General features: G+C 63.8%; 19 protein-coding genes. 4 read left to right on the top strand and 15 right to left on the bottom strand.

Annotation, left to right across the window (positions count from 1 at the left end; all coding sequences use genetic code 11):
- Positions 1–8 precede the first annotated feature (8 nt).
- Positions 9–1187: a GGDEF domain-containing protein gene (locus tag ERL55_RS06330; protein WP_164972128.1), complete on the bottom strand. Its 1179-nt coding sequence runs from the start codon at positions 1185–1187 to the stop codon at positions 9–11.
- A gap of 216 nt (positions 1188–1403) precedes the next feature.
- Positions 1404–2957, bottom strand: a complete 1554-nt coding sequence (locus ERL55_RS06325; RefSeq protein WP_129135678.1) for a TerC family protein — start codon at positions 2955–2957, stop codon at positions 1404–1406.
- Between the two features lie 152 nt (positions 2958–3109).
- On the opposite strand from ERL55_RS06325, the gene ERL55_RS06320 reads away from it, so the two are divergent.
- A complete protein-coding gene (locus ERL55_RS06320; RefSeq protein WP_206733377.1) occupies positions 3110–4939 on the top strand; it encodes an EAL domain-containing protein in 1830 nt (609 codons plus the stop codon).
- A gap of 128 nt (positions 4940–5067) precedes the next feature.
- On the opposite strand, the gene ERL55_RS15030 is transcribed toward ERL55_RS06320, so the two are convergent.
- The 3 genes from ERL55_RS15030 to ERL55_RS06305 all read right to left on the bottom strand — a co-directional run bounded on the left by ERL55_RS15030 (position 5068) and on the right by ERL55_RS06305 (position 7152).
- Complete coding sequence (locus ERL55_RS15030) at positions 5068–5901, bottom strand: DUF3597 family protein (protein WP_206733376.1); 834 nt, start codon at positions 5899–5901, stop codon at positions 5068–5070.
- Positions 5902–6043: 142 nt separating this feature from the next.
- Positions 6044–6280: a hypothetical protein gene (locus tag ERL55_RS06310; RefSeq protein ID WP_129135676.1), complete on the bottom strand. Its 237-nt coding sequence runs from the start codon at positions 6278–6280 to the stop codon at positions 6044–6046.
- A gap of 92 nt (positions 6281–6372) precedes the next feature.
- On the bottom strand, positions 6373–7152 hold the full coding sequence (locus ERL55_RS06305; RefSeq protein ID WP_129135675.1) for a hypothetical protein: 780 nt from the start codon (positions 7150–7152) through the stop codon (positions 6373–6375).
- Between the two features lie 385 nt (positions 7153–7537).
- Here ERL55_RS06305 and dcm point away from each other — a divergent pair, with 385 nt between their 5' ends.
- Genes dcm through ERL55_RS06290 form a run of 3 tightly spaced genes read left to right on the top strand, consistent with a single transcriptional unit; the run spans position 7538 to position 10588 of the window.
- Positions 7538–8773, top strand: coding sequence for a DNA (cytosine-5-)-methyltransferase (dcm, locus tag ERL55_RS06300; protein ID WP_305791902.1), 1236 nt, complete (start codon positions 7538–7540; stop codon positions 8771–8773).
- A 2-nt stretch (positions 8774–8775) separates the two neighbouring features.
- A complete protein-coding gene (locus ERL55_RS06295) occupies positions 8776–9228 on the top strand; it encodes a very short patch repair endonuclease (RefSeq protein WP_129135673.1) in 453 nt (150 codons plus the stop codon).
- Positions 9229–9247: 19 nt separating this feature from the next.
- A complete protein-coding gene (locus tag ERL55_RS06290; protein WP_206733375.1) occupies positions 9248–10588 on the top strand; it encodes a type II restriction endonuclease in 1341 nt (446 codons plus the stop codon).
- A 54-nt stretch (positions 10589–10642) separates the two neighbouring features.
- Here the strand turns inward: ERL55_RS06290 and ERL55_RS06285 are convergent, their stop codons facing one another.
- The 10 genes from ERL55_RS06285 to ERL55_RS06235 all read right to left on the bottom strand — a co-directional run bounded on the left by ERL55_RS06285 (position 10643) and on the right by ERL55_RS06235 (position 23072).
- On the bottom strand, positions 10643–11386 hold the full coding sequence (locus tag ERL55_RS06285) for a hypothetical protein (protein ID WP_129135672.1): 744 nt from the start codon (positions 11384–11386) through the stop codon (positions 10643–10645).
- A complete protein-coding gene (locus tag ERL55_RS06280) occupies positions 11383–12165 on the bottom strand; it encodes a hypothetical protein (protein ID WP_129135671.1) in 783 nt (260 codons plus the stop codon). The genes ERL55_RS06285 and ERL55_RS06280 overlap by 4 nt, the downstream gene beginning before the upstream one ends.
- Complete coding sequence (locus ERL55_RS06275; protein WP_129135670.1) at positions 12140–14047, bottom strand: hypothetical protein; 1908 nt, start codon at positions 14045–14047, stop codon at positions 12140–12142. The genes ERL55_RS06280 and ERL55_RS06275 overlap by 26 nt, the downstream gene beginning before the upstream one ends.
- 101 nt (positions 14048–14148) lie before the next feature.
- Positions 14149–14472, bottom strand: coding sequence for a hypothetical protein (locus ERL55_RS06270; RefSeq protein ID WP_129135669.1), 324 nt, complete (start codon positions 14470–14472; stop codon positions 14149–14151).
- Positions 14473–14524: 52 nt separating this feature from the next.
- On the bottom strand, positions 14525–15460 hold the full coding sequence (locus ERL55_RS06265) for a restriction endonuclease (RefSeq protein WP_129135668.1): 936 nt from the start codon (positions 15458–15460) through the stop codon (positions 14525–14527).
- 336 nt (positions 15461–15796) lie between these two features.
- Positions 15797–17554: an ATP-binding protein gene (locus tag ERL55_RS06255; RefSeq protein ID WP_206733374.1), complete on the bottom strand. Its 1758-nt coding sequence runs from the start codon at positions 17552–17554 to the stop codon at positions 15797–15799.
- A gap of 2 nt (positions 17555–17556) precedes the next feature.
- Positions 17557–18711 carry an SIR2 family protein gene (locus ERL55_RS06250; RefSeq protein WP_129135666.1) on the bottom strand — a complete coding sequence of 385 codons (1155 nt, stop codon included), beginning with the start codon at positions 18709–18711 and terminating at the stop codon, positions 17557–17559.
- Between the two features lie 38 nt (positions 18712–18749).
- Positions 18750–22361, bottom strand: coding sequence for a methylmalonyl-CoA mutase family protein (locus ERL55_RS06245; protein WP_129135665.1), 3612 nt, complete (start codon positions 22359–22361; stop codon positions 18750–18752).
- Positions 22362–22628: 267 nt separating this feature from the next.
- Positions 22629–22844 carry a hypothetical protein gene (locus ERL55_RS06240; protein WP_129135664.1) on the bottom strand — a complete coding sequence of 72 codons (216 nt, stop codon included), beginning with the start codon at positions 22842–22844 and terminating at the stop codon, positions 22629–22631.
- Between the two features lie 51 nt (positions 22845–22895).
- Positions 22896–23072: a DUF1328 domain-containing protein gene (locus ERL55_RS06235; RefSeq protein ID WP_129135663.1), complete on the bottom strand. Its 177-nt coding sequence runs from the start codon at positions 23070–23072 to the stop codon at positions 22896–22898.
- Between the last annotated feature and the right edge of the window lie 42 nt (positions 23073–23114).

Here is a 23114-nt window from a genome sequence, read left to right as displayed (position 1 = left end):
GCCAGCTCTCACTGCCGCCCCTGCTCCGCCCCGGCCACCCGTGCCCGGTCGCGGCCTTCGCGCTTGGCGGTGTAGAGCGCGGCATCGGCCTCGGCGACCGCGCGCGCGAACACGCCGCCGGCGGGCCATGCCGACACGCCGATGCTGATCGTGACCGGCAGTCGCTCCTCGCCGAAGGCGAATGGTGTTGCGCCCACCGCCGTACGCATGCGCTCGGCGGTGGCGCCCGCCTCGTCGAGGTTGGCCGCGTCCAGCAGCACCAGGAATTCCTCGCCGCCCCAGCGTGCCAGCGGCGTGCCCTCGCGCAGCGTGCCGCGCAGGCGCCCCGAGACCGCGCGCAGAACGTCGTCGCCGCGCTCGTGGCCGTGGGTGTCGTTGATCGGCTTGAAGTGGTCGACGTCCAGCAGCAGCACCGCCGGCAGGCGTTCGCGTTCGAGCACGTCGGCATGCCACGCCGTAGCGCGCTCGTTGAGGGCACGGCGCGTCAGCAGGCCGGTGAGTTCGTCGGTGCTGGCCTGCTGGCGCAGGCGCCGGTCCAGGCGCGCATTGGCGAGGTTGAGCACGTGTGCGCCCACCAGCAGCGGCACCAGCGCATAGATCACGCCATAGGCGGCCAGGAACGGCGGCTCGACATAGAGCAGGTGGCGGTGCTCGGGCCCGTCATGGCGGACCGCGGCGTACAGAGCGAAGACCCAGGTGCCGGCATAGAACAGCAGCGTGACCGCCATCGCCGCCTCGGCCGCATTGCGCGGCGCCACCAGTGCCCGGCGCACGGCCAAGACGATGCCCAGCGAAACCGCCAGGCAGACGAGGTGGAATACGAGCGCGAAGCTACGCGCCCCCGCGGCCCAGGCCAGCAGTAGCACGACGCACAGCGCGGCGATCTCGGCCATCCGCCGCGGCAGGCCCACCGCGGGTGCACCCACCAGCTCGCGCAATGCGCGGTAGATCACCAGCGTTGCCACCAGTGCCGCCATCGCGAGGGTGAGGATCGGCCACCGCGCGGCGCGATCGATCACGCCGCTCAGCACCATGCCCACGCCCAGCAGCGCGAACCCCAGCGCGCAGCGCGACAGCACGCCGCGATGCAGGCGGTCGCCCTGCACAGCGACCAGCATCATCAGCGCAGCCGCCCATGCACCGACACCGCCGATGACGTAGGCAAAGAGCATGTCGACTGACTGCATGGCCCGGAACCCGTGGTGCGCGCGCGGAAGGCGCGGCATTGGCAGGGTATCGGCCGCAACCCCGGAAGCTTGACCCGTGGCCGCGGGCAGCGGCTGGCAGCCCCCGCGCACGTGCCGCACACCACAACGGAAAAGGCGGCCCGCAGGCCGCCCTTCCGTGTTGCGTACTGCCGCTGCGCCGCTCCCGTCAGGCGGGCGGTGCAGCCCGGCCGCGTGTCACGTCGCCGCCTGCGGCTCCTGGCGTGCCAACAGGGCCTTGCCGACGCGGCGGCGTTCCAGCGACTCGACCTGGATCGTCCAGCCGGCGACATCGACGGTGTCGCCCTGCATCGGCAGGCGGCCGAGGATGTGCAGGAACAGCCCGGACAGGGTGACGTAGGTGGAGTCGCGCGGCAGCGCGATGCCGGTGGCGCGTTGCAGGTCCTCCATCGACATCGAGGCGTCCACCAGCCAGGTGCCATCGGCACGGCGCTCGGCGCCGTATTCCGCATCGCGGGTGTCGGCGAGATCGCCGGCGATCGCCGCCAGCAGGTCGTTGGCCGTCACCAGGCCGGTCACGCCACCGTATTCGTCCACCACCACCGCCAGCGGGATCGGGTGCTCGCGGATGCGCTCCAGCGCGGTGAGCGCCGAGGTGCCCTCGGGCAGGATCAGCGGCTCGCGCAGGTAGTCGGCCAGGGCCAGCGGCTTGCCGGCCAGCAGCCCGGCCAGCACGTCGCGGCTCTGCACCACGCCCTGCAGGTTGTCGAGCTCGCCATCGCTCACCAGCAGGCGGGTGTGCGGCGATGCCATCAGCCGCTGGGTGGCGTGCTCGCCGCCGCGCGCGGCATCGATCCATTCCAGGTCGGTGCGCACCGTCATCACGCTGGCCACCGAGCGCTCGGCCAGCGTCAGCACGCTGCGGATCATGTCGTGCTCGGCCGGCGCCAGCCGCTCCTCGATGGAACCGTGGCCATTGCCCGTGCTCTCGGTGGCGGCCTCCTGGTCCCCGGTGCGCGCACCCAGCATGCGGGTCAGCGCCTCGGCCGTGCGCTGGCGGAACGGCAGCGCCAGGTCCTTCTTCTCGCGCTTGAAGCGCGAGAACTGGTTGAAGCCCTCGATCAGGATCGAGAACACGATGGCCGCGTACAGGTAGCCCTTCGGGATCTTGAAGCCCAGGCCTTCGGCGACCAGGCTGAAACCGATCATCAGCAGGAACGCCAGACACAGCACCACCACCGTAGGATGGCGGTTGACGAACGCCGTCAGCGGCTTGCTCGCCAGCAGCATCACCGCCATCGCGATGGTGACCGCGGCGTACATCACGCCCAGGTTGTCGACCATGCCGACCGCGGTGATCACCGAGTCCAGCGAGAACACCGCATCGAGGATGACGATCTGGGTGACCACCACGCCGAAGGCCGCGTAGGCCTTGTTGCCGGTGTTGACGTGGCTGGTGCCCTCGAGCCGCTCGTGCAGCTCCATCGTGGCCTTGAACAGCAGGAACAGGCCGCCACCCAGCAGGATCAGGTCACGGCCGGAGAAGGGGTGGTCGAAGATCGAGAACAGCGGCGCGGTCAGCCGCATGATCCAGGACAGCGCCGCCAGCAGCACCAGGCGCATGAGCAGCGCGAGGGAGAGGCCGATGATGCGGGCCTTGTCGCGCTGATGCGGCGGCAGCTTGTCCGCCAGGATCGCGATGAAGACCAGGTTGTCGATGCCCAGGATGATCTCGAGGATCACCAGGGTCGCGAGACCCATCCAGATGGTCGGGTCGGAAAGCCATTCCATATAAAAGGCTGGTAGCGGAGGGAGGCCGATCTTACGGCACGCCGGGCCGCGGCAGGTGACAGGACGCACGGGCGGCCCCTGCGCGCCGGCCGGCGGATCGGGGGATACTGGCCCGCCACCCGTTCGCCGCCCACGGCGGCGGCTGGCCCGTCATGACCGACCCCCGCCTGCCCCAGCCCCCCGCCCCCGATGCCGGCCCGGCACCTGCCTCCCCGCCAATGGCCGCCGACAGCACCGACGACGCCGCCGAAGCCGCGCGCCTGGCCGCGCTGCGCGACCTCGACCTGCTCGACACGCCCGAGAGCGACAGCTACGACCGCATCACCCGCATGGCCAGCCGGCTGTTCGGGGTGCCGATCGCCGCGGTGTCGCTGACCGATGCCCACCGCCAGTGGTTCAAGTCGCACGTCGGCACCGCCGGCCGCGAGATTCCGCGCGACAAGGCGCCGTGCGCGGAAGTCACCGCGCAGGCCGGCACGGTGGTGGTGTCCGACCTGCAGCAGGACCCGCGCTTTTCCGACAGCGTGCTGGCGCGCTCGGGCATCCGCTTCTACGCCGGCGCGCCGCTGGTCACCCGCGACGGCCACACCCTGGGCGCGATGTGCGTGCTCGACAGCAAGCCGCGCGAGACCACCCCGGAAGAACGCGCCTCGCTGCGCGATTTCGCCGCCATGGTGATGGCGCAGGTCGAGCTCGAACACGACTACGGCCGGCGCGACCCCCTGAGCGGCCTGCCCAACCGCAACCAGTTCGCCAACGACGTGGCCGACCTCGCCCGCGCCCGCCCCGGCGTGCCGCGCGTGCTGCTGCTGGTCAGCCTGCTCGACCCCGCCCGCCTGCAGGAACTGGTGAGCGTGATGGGCACCCGCTGCATCGACGACCTCGTGCAGGCCAGCAGCCGCATCCTCAAGGACCGGCTGGGCCCGGGCTCGAGCGCCTACCACGTCGACGTGGTGTCCTACGCGCTGCTGCTCGACGAGGCCGAAGCCGGCCCGTCGCCCACGGTGATGGCGGAACTGGCCAGCGCGCTGGCGGTGCCGGTGACCAGCAGCGGCATCCCCGTGCAGATGATGCCGGCGTTCGGGGTCTCGCCGTTCGAGGTGGGCGCGGCCGCGGCCGAGGATGCCCTGCGCACCGGCATCAGCGTGGCCAACGACGCCCGTGCCACCGGGCTGGACTCCGCGGTCTACAGCCCCGCCAGCGACACCGCCAACCGCCGCCGGCTCACCCTGCTGGCCGATTTCGGCGATGCGCTGGCACGGCCCGGCGGGCTGTCACTGGTCTACCAGCCACGCATCGACCTGCGCAGCGGCCGCCATGCCGGCGCCGAGGCGCTGCTGCGCTGGCGCCACCCCACGCTGGGCGACATCCCGCCGGCGGAATTCGTGCCGCTGGTCGAACAGACCGCGCTGGCACGGCCGATGACCGAATGGGTGCTGGGCGCGGCGCTGGACCAGCAGCTGGCCTGGCGTGCCCGGGGCGCGTCGGTCGTGGTGTCGATCAACGTGTCGGCGCGCAACCTCGAGGAAGCCGATTTCCTGCCGCGGCTGGCCGCACACCTCGCCCGCCGCGGGCTGCCGGCCGAAGGCCTGGAACTCGAACTCACCGAGACCGCGCTGATCCGCAACGCCGAACAGGTGCTGGTGCAGCTCGAGGGCCTGCGCGACATGGGCGTGACCATCGCCATCGACGATTTCGGCACCGGCTACAGCAACTTCGACTACCTGCGCAAACTGCCGGCGCGCGCGGTGAAGCTGGACCGCAGCTTCGTCAGCGACCTCGGCCCCGACCCCGACGCCCGCCCGCTGGCGCGCGCGATGATCGGCATCGCCCACGACCTCGGCCTGCGCGTGGTGGCCGAAGGCGTGGAGAACCAGGCCACGCTCGACGTGCTGCGCGCCTGGGGCTGCGACGAGGTGCAGGGCTATTTCACCGGGCGGCCGATGGCCGCGGACGCGCTGCTGCAGGCGTTTACGGACTGACGCACGGCGGGATCGTCGCTGCAGGAAGACAGTGCGATGGGCCCGCGGATATCGCCGGCATCCCGAAGCTGGCCCGGGACGCCACGGGGGATCGCGGCGACTGAGCGTCGCCGCAACCGCCGCAGCCGTCAGTCCTTCAGTTCGTCCGGCACCTTGCCGCCGTTCTCGGCCAGCTTGCGCATCACCGCCCTGTGCAGCGCGATGTTCTGCTCGGCGCTGCCGTGCGCGCCGGCGTTGACGCCGAGTTCGGCGGCAAGTTCCTTGCGCGCGTCGAGGCTGGAATCGAGGTCGAGCAGCTTCAGCAGGTCGACGATGGAATTGCGCCAGTCGCTCGTGCCGCCCTTTTCTTCGGCGATGCCGCCGAGCACGGCCTCGACGTCGACCGGCTCAGCGGGCTGCGCGGGTGCCGGCGTGGCGGCCGGCGCGGGATTGCGTGCAGGCGGCGAGACTTTGGGGTCGTTCTTGCTGCCGGTGAAGATGACCGGCGCCGGCGTGCCGGAGGCGGGCGCGGCGGCCGGTGCGGACGCCTTTCTGCGGTTGAAGATGCGGTCGGAGATTTTGGAGAACAGGCCCATGGATGACGCTCCTAAACAAGGGAGCCCCATCCTGGAGGCCGGGCCGCAACGATCGAATGAAGCGGCTCCCGTCACCGGAAGCTGGCAATACGTTCCACTGATTGGGTCAAAGACCTCATCGATGACGTCAGCAACGTCATCGTTCAAGTCGCGGACCTCATGCGTGACGTCTGCGACCTCATTGATGACGTCCAAGAGCTCATCGATGACGTCCGGAACCTCATCGATGACGTCCGCGACCTGATGCATGAAGTCCGCGACGTCATGCATGAGGTCTGCGATATCAACGATGAGGTCCGCGACCTCGTGGATGACGTCGGCGACCTCATCGATGGCGTCCGCGACCTCACGCGGGAGGTCCCGGACATGCCGCGCAGCGCCGGGCACATGCCCGACGAGCCGGCGGGTACAAAAAGACCGCCCGGAGGCGGCCTTTTCCTACACGCCGGCGCGGCTGTTCCCGCCAGGACAACCCGCGTTGCCTGATGGGCCAAGGATCGACCGGCCGACCCGCGGCCAGGCGCGTTCCTCAGTCGGCCGCCAACCTCGTCGCCGCCACGTCCCGGATCGCGTCGACCACGGCCGCCGGGTCCTCGTGATGCAGGTTGTGGCCGGTGTCCAGGTACCGGTGGGTGCCGCGCGAGAACTGCGCGAACAGCGCACCATGCTGCGCCCGCCACAGGGCCTTGCCCTGTGCGGCGGCCCGACAGGATCGGCCCGAACTGTTGTCCGCGCTCACCCGCAGCTGCAACCGCCACTTCTGCATCCTGCGGGCCGACCCAGGCATGCATCGTGGCGCGCTGGGCCAGCGGGACGCGGCTCATTCACACACGCGCAAGGCATGCCGACGAGGCTTCATCAGCCGGCGGTGTGGGCCGAGCCGCTGTCGCCACGTGTATCTGTATCTGCATCTGTATCCGCATCAGTGTCGCCGGAATCGTCGAGCAACGAATAGCGATACACCTGGCCGTCCAGATGCACTTCGACCTGGTCGCGGTCGCGCCGCGGCACCGCATAGATGTCCCCCTTCCAGCCGGCGGATATCGCCGCCATTGGATCGAGCCCGCCGAGCCGGCTGGCCTCGAGGTGCAGCACGACGGCCTCGTCGGTATAGGACACCGCCACGTCGGAGAAGAACTGCGCCGTCCAGCCGCTGCGCAGGGCGGCGGAGGAATTCCCATCCGGGTGCGCCACCAGGAAGGGGAACTGCGTGCCGAAGTCGATGCCGTCGAGATCGGGTGGCTGCTCGTGGCGGCGCAGCCGCCGCGTTGCCGGCGACAGCTCGAACATGTGCGGCCGGGTAATCGGGAAGAATTCGAGGTCGGCGTAGCCCGGCACCTGCATACCTTCGAGGCCAAGACCGCTGCCCTGCAGCAGATTCGCCACGACATGGGCACTGTTCATCGAGGGTCGGTGGCTGACCTCGAAGTGGCTGTGCGGCTCCAGTCTCGTTGGAGGCTCCACCGGAGCGGGTCTATTGCACCCGATAAGCGCGATTGCGGTAAGGGCGAGCAAGGCGATGCGGTGGGAGCGCAGCAACGGCATGGGGCGAGAGACCGCAGGTGCCGAAGCCCCCATACATTCGGACGCCTGCACCTGCTCGTCCGTGACATCCAGTGAAATCAGGTTCTGCGACACATCCATCTCCCTATGCTTCCGTGTGGTCGTCACGCGGGCGCCCGCCCGCGCATCCCTGCCCCGCCGGTCCGTGGCGTACATCCGTGCCAGAGGCGACGGAGCGGGAGGGAGTATTGCAGAGGGTCAAGGGGGATTTCGGCGACGGGGGGCACTGAAATGCCGGGATGGGGTGTCGGATTTTTCTGAAAGATGGGTGGGGATCCGTCCGATGCTGTCTGTCCCTTCGCGCACGAGAACGCTTCGGGCGGACCTGATCGCAGGGCCTGCGACGAACGACCGGCACGATCTTCCCGCTCGAGGCGCCGCATGTAGGCGCTCTTTTTTCGGGCCCTTCCCCCACGGGACACTTCCAGACAGAATGTCCCGACTTTTCCCGGAGTGCTCCATGGACGTCTACGCCCTGCTCGACCGCGCCCTCAGGCAGTTCAGTCACAAGGAGGTCGCTCTGGCGCTCGGCGTGGACCCCAAGACCGTCCGGCGGTGGCAGGTCCGCGAGACGGAACCCAAGCCCTACATCGCCGATGCCATCCGGCAGCGGCTGCTGCCGCTGGGCGAGCCTTCGACGGAACCGGCGACCTTCCGCTTCATCGACCTGTTCGCCGGGATCGGCGGCATCCGCATCCCGTTCGAGAAGCTGGGCGGGCGTTGCGTGTTCACCAGCGAATGGGATGCCTACGCGCAGAAGACCTACGCGGCCAACTTCCATGACGGCCCGGATCACATGTTCGCCGGTGACATCACCCAGGTGGACGAGAAGGACGTGCCGGACCATGACGTGCTGCTTGCCGGCTTCCCCTGCCAGCCGTTCTCGATCGCTGGCGTCTCCAAGAAGAACGCGCTCGGGCGACCGCACGGGTTCGCTGACAAGACACAGGGCACACTGTTCTTCGACGTGGCCCGGATCATCGCCGAGAAGCGACCGAAGGCCTTCCTGCTCGAGAACGTCAAGAACCTGGTCAGCCACGACAAGGGCCGCACGTTCTCCACCATCATCGACGTGCTGCAGAACGAGTTGGGCTACACCGTCCACACCCGGGTGATCAACGGCAAGCACTTCGTCCCGCAGCATCGCGAGCGCATCATCATCGTCGGCTTCCGTGAGCCGGTGCCTTTCAGCTGGGACGAACTCGAACTCCCGCCGCTGGCAGAGGGGCCGAAGCTCGCCTCGATCCTCCATCCGCAGGATGGTTCGGAAACCGACGGCACTCCATACATCGAAGGTGCCAAGGGCAAGGTGCGCGACTGCTACACGCTCTCGGACAAGCTGTGGGCCTACCTGCAGAACTACGCGATGAAGCATCGCGAGAAGGGCAACGGCTTCGGCTTCGGCCTCGTCACCAAGAAGGACACGGCACGCACCCTGTCGGCACGCTACTACAAGGATGGTTCCGAGATCCTTGTGGACCAGGGCGCGCGGAAGAACCCGCGTCGGCTGACGCCGCGCGAATGCGCACGTCTGATGGGATATGACGACACGTTCCGTATTCCGGTCTCGGACACCCGTGCGTACAAGCAGTTCGGCAACTCGGTGGTCGTGCCGGTGATCGGCGCAGTGGCCGAGCTGATCGTTCCGCGGCTGGACGCGATCGCCGAGGACTGTCCCACGCGTCGGGTGGCCTGACGTTGGCGGACATCATCGGCCCGGAGCAACGCTCCGCTTTGATGTCACGCATCAAGGGCAAGGACACAAAGATCGAACTGGAGGTCCGACGCGGCCTGCACGCTCTTGGCTTCCGCTACCGCCTCGGTGGCGCGGGCCTGCCGGGACGGCCGGACATCGTTCTGCCCCGCTATCGCACCGTGGTCTTTGTGCATGGCTGCTTCTGGCATCGCCACAGCTGTCACCTCTTCCGGCTGCCGAAGACCCGGCCGGAATTCTGGGAAGCGAAGATCAACGCCAACGTGGCGCGGGATAGACGGAAGGAATCGGAACTGATCGCGATGGGCTGGCGCGTGGAAACGATCTGGGAGTGCCAGCTACGCGGTCTCTCGACGGAAGTGCGCAGTGCCGCCATCATCGCGCTGGCAGATCGCATTCGGAACGGGGATTCGAATGACACAGCAGGGGATGCTTGAGCTGGGGGAGACAGGTCGCGTGGCTGAAGAGGCCGCGGATGGCTCTCCCCTCTGGTGGAAGATCCAGGCGCTTGTGAATGACAGCGACCAGTTGCTGGTCAAGAAGCTGTCGCGTAACGACACATCGTGGGCGGATGATCGCGGAATGCACCAGGCCGGGTTGTACATCCCGACCGAGCTCAGGCAGTCGGGATTCTTCCCCCCGCTTGAGGCGACCAACTCCGAAAAGCCCCATATCTTCGTTGCCGGACTGGACGTACTGTGGCCGCAGACCGGTGAGGTGACCCGGTCCAACCTCCGGCATTACAGCAACAAGGGCGCCGAGACCCATCTCACCAGACTCCCCAGGCCTCTATTTCGCGAGCTGACGCCCGCCTCGCTCTTCCTGGCAGGAAGGCTCGTTCGCCCGGTCGGATCCTGCAGATGGTGGGCGGTGATCCTTGACTCGGCCGGTGAAGAGGCGGAGCTGCTCGAAACCGTGCTGGACCTTGGCGTCGACTTCCACCACGCGATTTTCGCGGCGGACAGATTCGCCGCTGCGCACCGCGCCGACCAGGACGAGCTGGAGCGTCTGATCGAACAGTTCCGGTCCGCCATCAGGAACGGGACGCTTCATGAGCTGGCGGCAACGTATTCGCTCATCCCGGATCCGGCCACGATCGCAACCCAGGCGCGCAACGAATGGCTGCAGGCCAACGGTCGTGAGTCGTTCGACCCATGGCAGATCAGCACGCCGGGCGACGCCATCATGAAGATCAGCCGGGAGATCGAGTACCAGCTCTATCGGGCACACGAGTTAAAGCGCCGTGCCTCAGAGTTGCTGACCATCCTCGTCGGAGGGGCCGACCTCGCCTCGACCGTCGTACGCAGATACCCTGATATCGACGCTGTACTACTGAGCGCGAGTCAGCAGCGGAAGACCCGCGCAGGTAGATCCTTCGAGCACCACATTGCCGCCGCCCTGACCGCGGGAAATGTGCGCTTCCAAGAACAGGCGGTCACCGGCGGGCGACGCCCGGACTTTGTACTGCCCGATCTCGCGACCCTCAGGCAGAAAAAGCGGGAGCGCTCCGCAGCTCTGGTGCTCGCCGCTAAAACGACGCTCCGCGAGCGCTGGAAGCAGGTGTCGAGCGAACAGCTCAACTGCGATGTCTACCTGGCAACGGTGGACGATCGCGTCACCGCAGCTTCCATCCGGGAAATGGCCGGGCTGGGGATCCGCCTCGTGGTTCCCGAAATGCTGAAGAACAGCGACGAGGCGTTCTATAAGGGGCAGGAGAGCGTACTTTCCTTCAGGGAATTCTTTGACCGAGCGATCCGCGATGAACGGCCGGCACTGGTCGAGCAGATCCCGCGCTGAAGCCGACAACCAGTGAAACCTTGAAGGCGCCAATCCGCGGCCTCTTACTTTCACTCAGCTCGCCAGCCAGCGCTGATACTCCTTGGGCAGAAGAGCCAGAATCTGCTCATCCGTCATCTTTCGCAGATTGTATGTTCTCTCGAACTGCTTGAACGTAAGCGGTAGACGCCGGACCCCTCCTAGGCCCGCCTGGTTTCTAGGGTCCTGCCGCGCCTTCGTTGTTCGCTGCGAGGTCGCCCCTCTCTTGGGAATCCCGTTTGGCGCGGAATACAGGGCATTGGCTACGGGCCAGAAACTCCGATGTGCATAGATTTCCTGCCGTGCCGTCATCTGCTCCGCCATCTCTCCCCAAGGTGACCTCAACGACCCGAGTGCGATCTTGGCGGCCTCCCCGTGAAGGTTCACCAGGTCCCACGCAGTACGGCCAATCAGCCGGTACGCCAGGCGTGGCGATTGCAAAATATAATGCGGCTTCGCCAATGGCTTGCCGGCCCCCACGCCACCTTTCTTCAACAAGCTGTTGATGAAGGCCAGTGAGAGCCATGACCACATTCCAGCGTTCGCGAGTAAGGAAAACCTGTCCACGTCCGAAGGAAACACTTCCATCGCAAGATACTCGCCAAAATGGTAGCTTGTCGCGAACGTTCGAGACAGGTCTACCATGTAGCCGCCATCCACCGCCTCGGTGAATGCAACGTCGTTGAGAATCTGGATCGGGGCACGCCCGGAGGGATCCTCCAGCCAAGATGAGAACGTGGCGAGGCCGGTATTATTAAGCGAACGGATTTCCGTCTTCATGCAGGCTTACCCTCAAGCTCGTCCATTGCTTTGTTCATGTGCTGGCGGAAAACGCCTTTGGCAGCAAAGCGCGTGACGACCTGACTGGCCCAGTCCTGCCGAGCGGCGTCATCGTCATCCTCGGTCTCCGGAGGCACTTCTATCCCGAGCGCCGCGAGGAATTCAGCCCAAGGAGCGATCCAAGTTTCCGTGTCGTCCAGAGCGGCTGGCTTACTAGCAATTTCCATTGCGATCTGGCGCATCACTTCAGGCATTACCAGCACACCGAACCAGGGATGTCTCGCGGCCGATATTGCTGTCTGGAACAAAGACCTTTCAACAAGCACGTTCGGCTTCTCCCCGGCACCAGCCCCTTCAGGGAGAACCAAGTGCCACGCAATGCCTTGCAAATCGGCAGGTTCGATGTCGACCAGACTTGACCCCAGCTGGCCAGCCTCGTCCAATGCCCGGACGCCATCCGTGTAACCGATCAGTCGAGCCTCACCCGGGTTGTTGAAGACGAACCGGAACCGCAGCGGCCTGTCCGTAGCAAGATCACGGAGACTGAGGCGCTGACCATTAAATCCCGAGACAGGCCCCAGATCGAAATACTGTTCGGTATTGCCGGCATGAGCGATACATGCCATATCCACATCGGCACTCAGCTGAGCCGCCGAATAGTCAAAGCTCTCCAGCCAGAACTCTCTGGCTGTGTCCGATACTGCGACGCGAACCACGAAGTGCTTCTTATCTATTTTCGCCAGGCCAGTGGGGTTAGTTGTCCTCGTGATCTGTCCCATCGGACACCTCCTTGTACTTTACGCGGAGTTGCAACTGCCGATCCTGGGCGAACCCGGACATGGACAGCGATGAGGTTTCCGTCTCCAATCTAAATTTCAACCGATTCAGATTCGTAGACACCTCGGAGATGCCGACCTCCTCCCGGGGATAGGATTGCGTATCCGCGACCCAGAAGTCGGCCGCATCCCAGGACTTGAAAGGGTCACCTACAACGGTGGCGTATGCGAGCGTGACCTCGCACTCAAGAGGAAAAACTACACTTTCTACTGGCCGGGCTATGACTTCGAAGCCATCAGCCTTCGCCCGAATGGAGACGGGCTTTGGACGCGGCTTCGGAATGTCTAGAGGCGGTCGGGGATCACCGTGGGGAGCCTCCGTCGTACCATCGCCCCCTTGGCGCTTGACTAGCTCAGAAGCCGGATCCGCGAAGTACATTGCCAGCGCGGTTTCATCTCGACTGCCCTCGGGCGAGATCAACTTTACCAACCGCAGGGCAGCGTTACGGACGGCGTTGAGCAGGTCATTCGGCGACCGGTACTGGGCTACCAGCTTGGGTCGTCGCGCATTCCAATTCCGATGAGTCGGCTCTTCTGCCGCCACCAGAAAATCCGAAAGATGCGCATCCTGTACAAACGTAAGCGCCATTACAGGCACCAGGGTCCGTATCGCTTTGAGCCTTTTTTCCCCATCGATACCAAGATCCTGCCTCACAAACAGTTCTTGGCTTTGTTCCGCACTCTCATCCAGCTGAAGGAAGACCCGGAAGGTAGCTGCTACGTCCTCCCGTGGCCTACGTTTGACGGTGACGGGGAAGTCTACGGAGACGATTTCTGATTTACTGAATTTCTCCTTCAGTTCCGTCAGCTCCATCTGGTCAAAGCGCGCCACTGCCAAAGCGCTCTCTTTATCCCAACCGGGTCTCACTGAGCTTGTGGCTGGTCCATCAATATTCCTAGCGGCCAGCTCAAGAAACTCCCGATAACGCTTCGAGAGACGGAACGCTGCGCCCATCTGATCAGCGACGCCAGCGATACTCGCCGCCTCGATCCGTGTATCCCCGACATCCACGACGAGGCGGCCGCGGCTTATTGCGAAGTAGAATTCGTTGACGACCGCATTCCGCAGACTCGTTTCCGTCATCTCATCCGTGGGCATCGGAACCACAAATGTCGTCCCGGGATCGGAAGTCTTCCTGAGGCCCAGTTCTGATTTGAATCCAGCAATGATTGAATCGTCCGTGATCGGAACTGCGAGTTGCGTGTAGTCCGAGGTCGCTCCCCATCGAGCCTCTTTGGCCCACCTATTGTCATCACCAGGCAGCTTATAGTTGCGCTTGAATCGGCAGCAGCCGAACAGCAGATCTTTGCCGTCAGACCTCCTGCGCGTAAGCGCAAAAACGCTGCGCAAGTGGCTGGCCAAATAGAGAGTGATCTTACCCTGCCCGGCGCCTCCATTGGATTTCGTGGTTTTGGCCCCTTCACCTTCCCTGAACCAGAAAGCATTCCAATTCTCCGTTGAGCCCTCGCGCGAGGAGTCCGTGTAACAGCCCTCGAGACCGGTAGTCCCAAAATCTTCTACGAGGAGGAATGTCATCGTCTTTGGGCGTTCGGCGCCCTCAATGAGATCACCAGCCCTGAAGTGTGCCAGCCAGTTGTCCGAAAATATTGATCGCACAAAGCTGCTGGCTTCTAGGTCAACGGTTACCAGCCTGTATTGGACATGGACGACGCCCTCCCCAGCGCGGGCATCGAGTGGGTTCTGAAGCGTCTCGCGGACCAGAATTTCAACGCTAGTGCGCTCCTCATCCGCGAAGTTATCGTCGGATATGCTCGACCCCGATGTCTCGTTGGGGTTCAGCGGGCGAAACTGCCAATGAGCCAAAATCTACCCCCTTATACTCAGAATCTATCAACCCGGGAATTCGCCACAGCGCAATCGAGGGTACCATTGGTGCTTGAGTCGCCCCCGCATCGCCCTTTCAATCACTCTTCCAACCGCATCGCGCGGTTCCGGAGTGGAACCCGTACACCATCGTCGCCGATCACCATCCAACCGCCCTGCGGCGAGACCTCAAGCCTGGTCACTGTTTCCATCAGTCCCCACCAGGTGGCTTTGGTGACCTTTACTTCGTTGTCGCCCAGGAACTCAAGGTCACTGGAACGCCACGTCAATGTCAGCGCGATCAGGCCGGCAGCCAGCAACGTGACCATGATGACGCCGAGAACCGTGTCGAAGAACGCGCCGATGGCGCCCTGCTTCGCGATGGATGGTGCCGGAGTGGCGCCCTGATCTAATGGTGTACTCATCTTTTTCCCCTGTTCGATGTGGATATCGGCAAACGCCGTGTGGTGTCTGGCCTTACATCTCCGGCGTGGAATCCCGCAGAAGCTCGATCGCCGCATCCGCCTTGCGGCGCGCCCCGCGCGCCTCCGCCTCGGAGAGAGGTCTGCGCGGCGCGTTCTTCGCGCAACGGTCGATATAGGTGCCGGAGAAGTGATCGATCACTTCGTGGCAGGGGTTGGAGGCGGGGCCGGTGTGGGCAGCATCCGTCGGGCGTGGCCCGGCGACCGTTACCGCCCGCTGTGGGGATAGCGGAACGTTTGATCCCGTAGACGGAACGCTGGGGCGCGGTGAGCCGGCCGCTTGTGTCACGCCTGTCGTGAAGGATTCGATCGCCGACCTGAGCAGGAAGAAAGCACCTGCCAGCACGATGAGAGAGAAGACAGCCTTCGCGGCCATCAGGCCCAGCGTGACCTTGATGCCATCACTCCCTCGGCGTCGCGTTCCCGGGACCAAGCGATCCATCGCGGAATGCAGGAGGTGCTCGCCCACTGCGGCGGCGATCCGCTCACCCCTTGAGCCGGCGACCGCGTTGCCACCCGCCTCGGGCAAGCGGCCCAGCATCGTGCGCAGCTCATCGCCATCGATCAGCCGCACATGGCCGTGTCGTGTCGCCGCTTCGATAGCAGCGCGGGTGAACTCGCCGCTCGTCGCAAGGATCGCTCCGCTCGCACCTTCGTTGACCATCAGCCCGATCAACTGATGCACGTCGTTGTGCGGAACCTTGTAGGCGTTCCAGTGCTTCACCTGCACCAGCAGGTACTCGTCGCCGCGCCGCAGCTTGAGATCGATGCCGCCGTCGAACGCAGAGGACGTGGCGCCCGTGCCCACATGCTCAACCGCATAACCCGCATCGCGGTACCAATCGGCGAGCAGATGCTCAAGCCGATCCCACCGCACTCGCGTCAATACGTCATCACGCCGACGCGAGACCCCTTTCAGTCCATATCGCATGCCGTCCCCCCTGACGGACCTACGCTGCCGTGCTTCGCCGCGACGGCGTCATCCTAGTCAATTGAACCTGACCCCATTTGTCGCTCGTCAGTCTTCCAGGCCTTTATTCCGCTCTTACCTACTCGATGAACTTCCCTCCAGGCTTCACCTTGAGAACCTTATGAATGTACTGCCCCCGTGACTGCCCGGGGGCAGTAAACTCCGCCCACACGTGCGGCGGGCAAGCGAGATATTTCCAAGCGCCACCATCAGCAAACTTAACCAAGATGGCTTCTTCTTCAGGCACATATGCTTCAGCAGCGACCCAACTAGACCCTTCCACAGCAATCCATTCAATCACCCTAAACCCTCCGTTTTGATACCTCGCCACGCTGCGATAGCCGACTCGACGTTGACTAACGCAGGACTATCTCTCCAGACTTTTAACGAGGGGTCTTCCGCAAGCGGCATCGGTCTCGGCAAATCCAACAGCGCACGCAACGGGAGGATCACACCCTCTCCACTTATCACGGCCTCGCCGGTTCTGAGTGACGGCAGCACTGAAGCCAAGCCAGACACATTGTCAGGTAGCGCCGATCGTATGGCCCCCTGATCTGCGGCATTGGTCAGTCTGAGAGCAACTATCGTTCCGCACTGAGCCAACGCAGTATCCGGAAGTTCAGTCGGACGCTGCGTAACAAGTAGCAGGCCGATTCCATACTTGCGGCCCTCTCTAGCAATCTTATTGACGGAAGCCCTCGTCATGTCGCAGGCAGTATCTGATAAGTAGCGATGTGCCTCTTCAAGCACAATAAACACAGGCGACGGACGCCCAATCCCTTGGCCGCCCTTGGTGCTCCTCAAAGAGAGCTCGAACAGCAGGTTCAACACTACGCCGATCGCGAGATCGGCAGCCACATGGGGAACCCCACTAAAATTCAGAACCGAAATTGGACGCAGCTTTCCGACCCACTCTTGCACAACCTCAAGCAGTGGATCTGCATCGACACCATCGCCAGTGGGCTCTAGAAAAAAAGCGAGCCGCGGATCCAGCAATCCCAGTCTTAACAACGCCGGCATGGTGCCGTATAGGTTGAACGTAGGAGATTGGTGAGGTGCTCCCCCCCCAGCGGCATAGGGCGCAAAAACCGCGGATGTTAACGTTGCGGGATCGCCAGGCTCAATCATCTGCGCAGTCGCCGGATCGGATTTAACCATCCGTGTTTCCCGATTCTCTGAATCTAGTCGATGCCAGACCCTCTTTATATCAAAAGGAACAGGCGTGTCGCATGTAATAGCTGAAGCCTCCATTTCAAGCCAATCACATGCTTCGACGAACGCCCTCCGCTCCAAAGTTACCAACTCCGAGAACCGATTCGCGAACGTTGCTCCCCCCGTAGCGCCGCAGAAAACACGAAGCACATCGAGCGAGGGCAAAGCCCAGTAAGGCACTCGTAGTTTATTGTCACCCCCTCCAAGAACACTCCTTACAGAGGCGTGCTCTTCCAACGCATGGGCATACTCACCATGAGGATCGATTACAACGATGTTCGCGGCGCGCCACCCACCCCGGACGATATTCTGCAGAATCGAAGCCACCGCACTCGTTTTTCCAGAACCGGTCGACCCAACCACCGCCGCATGCCTAACTACAAACTTTTCTAAGTTCATCGATACCGGTAGTGCCTCGCTCGCCGCTAGGCAGCCGACTCTGACGGAGCTCGAGTCTGCTGGAGGAAATATGCAGCGAAGGTCGTCTGCGGTGGCGAAATGCACAAGGTCGTCAAGCGCCGGATACGAACCCACACCACGTCTAAACACGGAAGAAACTCGATCAATCTCGCCAAGCAATTGCACCTGAAGCCAGCGTTCGCCAGTCTGAATCAGCTCTGCAGGTTTGATCGGCCCCGTAAGCTCGGCAATCCCCACCAAGGTCACGCTAGCAACCAGATCAACCGCGCCCTGAGGAATACGTACAAGCGACCCAATTTGACCGACGCCCAATACTTCTCCTCGATATAAAGGTGCTACACCGGCCATACTTGGATCGAGCGAAACAGTTACGGTGGAACCAAGGACGTGCTTGACCGTCCCAATCTGAGTCGGTGAGTTCATGCTCAGCCACCTGACTCAGCTGCCACAACCGCAGCGGCCAAAAGATCCTTCAGCGTTGGGTCCTTTTCACTCATGTTGCCAGTACTTTTCGCGAGAAAGCGTGCAAAAATCGTAAAATCAGGCAGATTAAGTTTATCTTCGCCCCAAAACTCGCTGTCCTGATCCTCAGGGAACGACCATTCAAGCCGCAACCCACCCAAAATGGCCTCCTGGCGTCCGACCACTTGCAGGTTTGGCGTGGTAGCTGCTTTCTCACTAAGTACGTCAGGGATCTCCGCGTAGCAGAACGCGACTATTTCAGTACGCTCATGTCGTTCGACTGCGTCAAAGATCAGCTCATTCAGATGCTCATCGCCGAATGAGTATCCACAAACCATCACAAAAGTCTCAGGCTCATTGAGCGCGCGACGAAATCTGTCTTGAAGCACAAGGAAGGGTACGCGTCGAGACTCCTCGTACTTCATGTCGGAGGGATATATAGCAGCGGGCTGCCCCTCAACGACTGGCGCACCGATCCGAACGACTTTCTTGCTGCCCTCCCACGCCCAGTTCACAGAACCATGCAATTTCCAAAGCCGCACAAAGAAATGCGGAATCGCTTCCGAAACTGCTCCCCACGCGCTCTCGACTAAATCATTTTGAAACTGGGCTCGAAGATTTCCCAAAAAACCGTCAAAATAGGCAACCTTGTGCCGATCGAACGCCGACTCGATGAGCAAGTCATAGTTGACGGTGAAAACCTCAATTGGCCTCGAATATCTAGATCTACCAGCCCAGACGGCGAAATTGCGCGCGGGCACTAGGTTCGCGAGTGATACGTCCAACTCGGCAACGATCTTCGCGCAGACGGCGCGATCAAGCGCTTCCGCAGCCGGCGCAGTCAGCCCCTCGATCTGCTGATCATCCTCCAGCAGCGCAGCGATTCGACGGACGCGACTTAGCGCCTCTTCGACATTTCTACACTCTAGCTGAGCTGAAAAAAGCTCCTTGTGTGGGGCCTCCAACTTTTCTAAGACACGCGCCTTGAGCTGATCTATATCAGGCAGTCCGCAGGCCCTTGAGGAACCCGCACCCAAAAAAACGCACACGTGCCGGGAGCGTGGGGCCAGCTTGGCGCTCAGCGATCGAAGAAATGCTTCGGCGTTATGTTTTTTCATCAAGCAACTCCCTTTGCATCATGCGTCTTGACTAGATTCTACATATTCCGCCGATATTCCCCACCCACGTCATACAGCGCGTGGCTGATCTGCCCCAGGCTGTGCGTCTTCACCGCTTCCATCAGCGCCTCGAACACATTGCGGCGCTCGCGGGCGGTCTTCTGCAGGTAGCCCAGGCCGTGGCCGTCGTGCGGCTCGGTGGCCGCGGCGGCATCGTCTTCCACCACATGGGCGTGTTCGGTCTCGCCCACCGGCGCCAGCACGTTGCGGGATTGCTGCCACAGGCGCACGTTCTCGATCTGCTGGCCCTTTTCCTCTTCCGTTGAGCGGATCAGTTCGATCTCGGTAGCGACTTCGCCTGCATGTTCTTTAGGCAGGAAGGTGTTCACGCCCACCAGCGGCAGGCTGCCGTCGTGCTTCTTGTGTTCGTAGTACAGGCTTTCTTCCTGGATCTTGCCGCGCTGGTACATGGTGTCCATGGCGCCCAGCACGCCGCCGCGCTCGCTGATGGCCTCGAACTCCTTGTACACGGCTTCCTCCACCAGGTCGGTCAGCTGGTCGACGATGAAGCTGCCCTGCCAGGGGTTCTCGCAGAAGTTCAGCCCCAGCTCCTTGTTGATGATCATCTGGATGGCCACGGCACGGCGCACGCTCTCTTCGGTGGGCGTGGTGATGGCTTCGTCGTAGGCGTTGGTGTGCAGGCTGTTGCAGTTGTCGAACAGCGCGTACAGCGCCTGCAGCGTGGTGCGGATGTCGTTGAACTGGATCTCCTGCGCGTGCAGGCTGCGGCCGCTGGTCTGGATGTGGTACTTCATCATCTGGCTGCGCTCGTTGGCGCCGTAGCGCTCGCGCATGGCGCGCGCCCAGATGCGGCGGGCCACGCGGCCGATGACGGTGTATTCCGGGTCCATGCCGTTGGAGAAGAAGAACGACAGGTTGGGCGCGAAGTCGTCGATCTTCATCCCGCGCGCCAGGTAGTACTCGACGATGGTGAAGCCGTTCGAAAGCGTAAAGGCGAGCTGGCTGATCGGGTTCGCCCCGGCTTCGGCAATGTGGTAGCCGCTTATCGACACCGAATAGAAGTTGCGCACCCGGTTGTCAACGAAGAACTGCTGGATGTCGCCCATCATCCGCAGCGCGAATTCGGTGCTGAAAATGCAGGTGTTCTGCGCCTGGTCTTCTTTCAGGATGTCGGCCTGCACGGTGCCGCGCACGGTGGCCAGCGTTTCCGCCCTGATGCGCGCGTAGGTCTCGGCGTCCACCAGCTGGTCGCCGGTCATGCCCAGCAGCGCCAGGCCGAGGCCGTCGTTGGTGGGCGGCAGTTCGCCGTGGTAGCGCGGGCGCTCGCGGCCTTCGAAGAACGCATCGATCCTCTTCTGCGCCTCTGACCAGCGATCAGGATCGGACTTGAGGTACTTCTCGATCTGCTGGTCGACGGCGCAGTTCATGAACAGCGCGAGGATGATCGGCGCCGGGCCGTTGATGGTCATCGACACGCTGGTGGTGGGCGCGCACAGGTCGAAGCCGGAATAGAGCTTCTTCATGTCATCCAGCGTGGGGATGTTGACGCCGGAGTTGCCGATCTTTCCGTAGATGTCCGGGCGCGGCGCCGGGTCCTCGCCGTACAGGGTGACGGAGTCGAACGCGGTGGACAGGCGCGCGGCCGGCTGGCCGACCGAGAGGTAATGGAAGCGGCGATTGGTGCGCTCGGGCGTGCCCTCGCCGGCGAACATGCGGATCGGGTCCTCGCCGGTGCGGCGGTACGGGTACACGCCGCCGGTGTAGGGGTAGTAGCCCGGCAGGTTCTCCTTGCCGAGGAAGGTCAGCAGTTCGCCCCAGCTCTTGTAGGAAGGCGCGGCGATCTTGGGGATCTTCTGGTGGCTCAAGCTTTCGCGGTAGTTCTCGACGCGGATGGCCTTGCCGCGCACCTGGTATTCGGTGACTTCGTCGGTGATCGACTTCAGGCGCGCCGGCCATTCGCGCAGGTTGCGCAGGTTCTCGCTGGTGAGGGACTGCACGGCGTCGTTGTAGCGCTGGCGCAGGGTCAGCAGGGTGCGGTCGGGTTCAAAGGCGCCCTCATCCGCCCTGCGGGCACCTTCTCCCGCAGGCGGGAGAAGGGTGTTCTGCGCGCTGGGGTGCAGATCTGCGCCGTCGTAGAGATCCAGTTGCTTGGGCAGCTTCGGGTCGTCGAGTTCCTTCAGCGCCTGCCAGAAGGACTGCGCGCGGTCGGCGGCTTCGGCCTGCTTTTCGATGGAGGCGTTGATCGCCCGGCCCTGTTCGGCGATCTCGGCGAGGTAACGCACACGGCTGCCCGGGATCAGCACGGTGGCGCGCGGTTCCTTGAGGCTGGTGTCGATCTGCGGCTGGAAATCGCAGCCGGGGGCTTCGGCGTTGATCTTCTCGCGCAGAAGGCGGCACAGGTTGGCGAACATCCAGCTGATGCCGGGGTCGTTGAACTGCGACGCGATGGTCGGGTAGACCGGCACGTCCTCGTCGGCCATCTGGAAGGCCACGCGGTTGCGTTTCCACTGCTTGCGCACGTCGCGCAGGGCGTCCTCGGCGCCGCGCTTGTCGTACTTGTTGAGCACGATCAGCTCGGCGAAGTCGATCATGTCGATCTTCTCCAGCTGGCTGGCGGCGCCGTAGTCGCTGGTCATCACGTACATCGGGAAGTCGACGAGATCGACGATCTCCGAGTCCGACTGGCCGATGCCGGCGGTCTCCACGATCACCAGGTCGTAGCCCAGGCCCTTCAGGAAGCCGACGCAGTCCTTGAGCACGGCGTTGGTGGCCACGTTCTGGCGGCGGGTGGCCATCGAGCGCATGTACACGCGGTGGGATCTAAGCGAGTTCATGCGGATGCGATCGCCCAGCAGCGCGCCACCGGTGCGGCGGCGGGTCGGGTCCACCGAGACCACGGCGATGCGCATCTGCGGGAAGCTGGCGAGGAAGCGGTTCAGCAGTTCATCGGTGACCGACGACTTGCCGGCACCACCGGTGCCGGTGATGCCGATGACCGGCGCGGCCTGGCCCTGCGAGGCCCACTGCTTGCGCAGCATGGCGAGCTCCGCTTCGGAGTGCGCGCCATCCTCGATGGCCGAGAGCACGCGGCCGATGGCGATCTCGTCGTCCAGCGACGGGCGGGTGGTGGCGAGTGCCTGCGCCTCGTCGCTGCGTGCATTGCGCGCGTTGGAGACGCGGCTCACCACGTCCTCGATCATCTCCACCAGCCCCATCTTCATGCCGTCGTTGGGGTGGTAGATGCGCTCGACGCCATAGGCCTCGAGTTCGCGGATCTCTTCCGGGGTGATGGTGCCGCCACCGCCGCCGACCACGCGGATATGGCCGGCGCCGCGCTCGCGCAGCATGTCGACCATGTACTTCATGTATTCGACGTGGCCGCCCTGGTAGCTCGACAGGGCGATGCCATCGGCGTCTTCCTGCAGCGCGGCGCGCACCACGTCCTCCACCGAGCGGTTGTGGCCGAGGTGGATGACCTCGGCGCCCTGGCCCTGGATCAGCCGGCGCATGATGTTGATGGCGGCGTCGTGGCCATCGAACAGGCTGGCGGCGGTGACGAAGCGCAGCGGGGTGGCGTCGGGCTGGGCGGCGGGGGTCTGGTCGAGGGCGTTGCTGGCTGGCGTGCTCATGGCGCGCTCCCTGGAAGCGTCAAAACGATGCCCGCCATTGTAGAGAAGCGCGCCGCTGCGCGGCCCTGTACAGGGATCGCGCGCGGGGAAAGCCGCGCAATGGTGCGGCCGGCGCGTGGGTGGTTGATCCGTGCGGGTGCGGATGGTGCGCGGTGTGGCGGCGCTTCCGTGCTGTTGGCATTACGCGGTGCTGCCACGTCGCCGGTACGGAAACGACGAAGCCGCCGGAGGGCCGGCGGCTTCGGGTACACATCAGGAAAGAAGGCGTCAGCGTTGAGTGACCCCTGCCGGGTCCGGGCGACGCGGCGACCTTTTCCAGCCGATGGCGGCCGCTACGCTGCAGATGCCGAAGAAGGCAGCAAGGATCAGGGCGATATTCGTCGCGGCGCCGGCAATCCCGCTGGAATACAGGGCGACGAAGAACACGGTCGCCATGGCGCCAAGAATGGTGATACCGGCGAACAGGACTCTGACTGCGGACACTTGCTGCGCTCCATGCGGGTGGTGGGCAATCCTGCCACAACCGCCAAACGGCTACTTCGTGACCTTTCTGTACACCGTCATGCCGAGGATGAAGAGGATCACGGCGACGATGATGCCGGCCCAGAACAGGAATTGGGCGATGCCCATCATGGCGCCCGCGGCGCCGGAGAAGCCGAGCGCGCCTGCGATGAGGCCGATGACGGCGAAGATGATGGCCCACTTGATCATGGCGGCTCCTTGTTTGAAGAGGGACCGGTTGCGCGGCGCGTG

It is taken from the genome of Luteimonas sp. YGD11-2 (assembly GCF_004118975.1).
Classification (GTDB): domain Bacteria; phylum Pseudomonadota; class Gammaproteobacteria; order Xanthomonadales; family Xanthomonadaceae; genus Luteimonas; species Luteimonas muca.
Note: the sequence above shows the minus strand (reverse complement) of the source record. Positions and strands in the feature narration are given on the sequence as shown.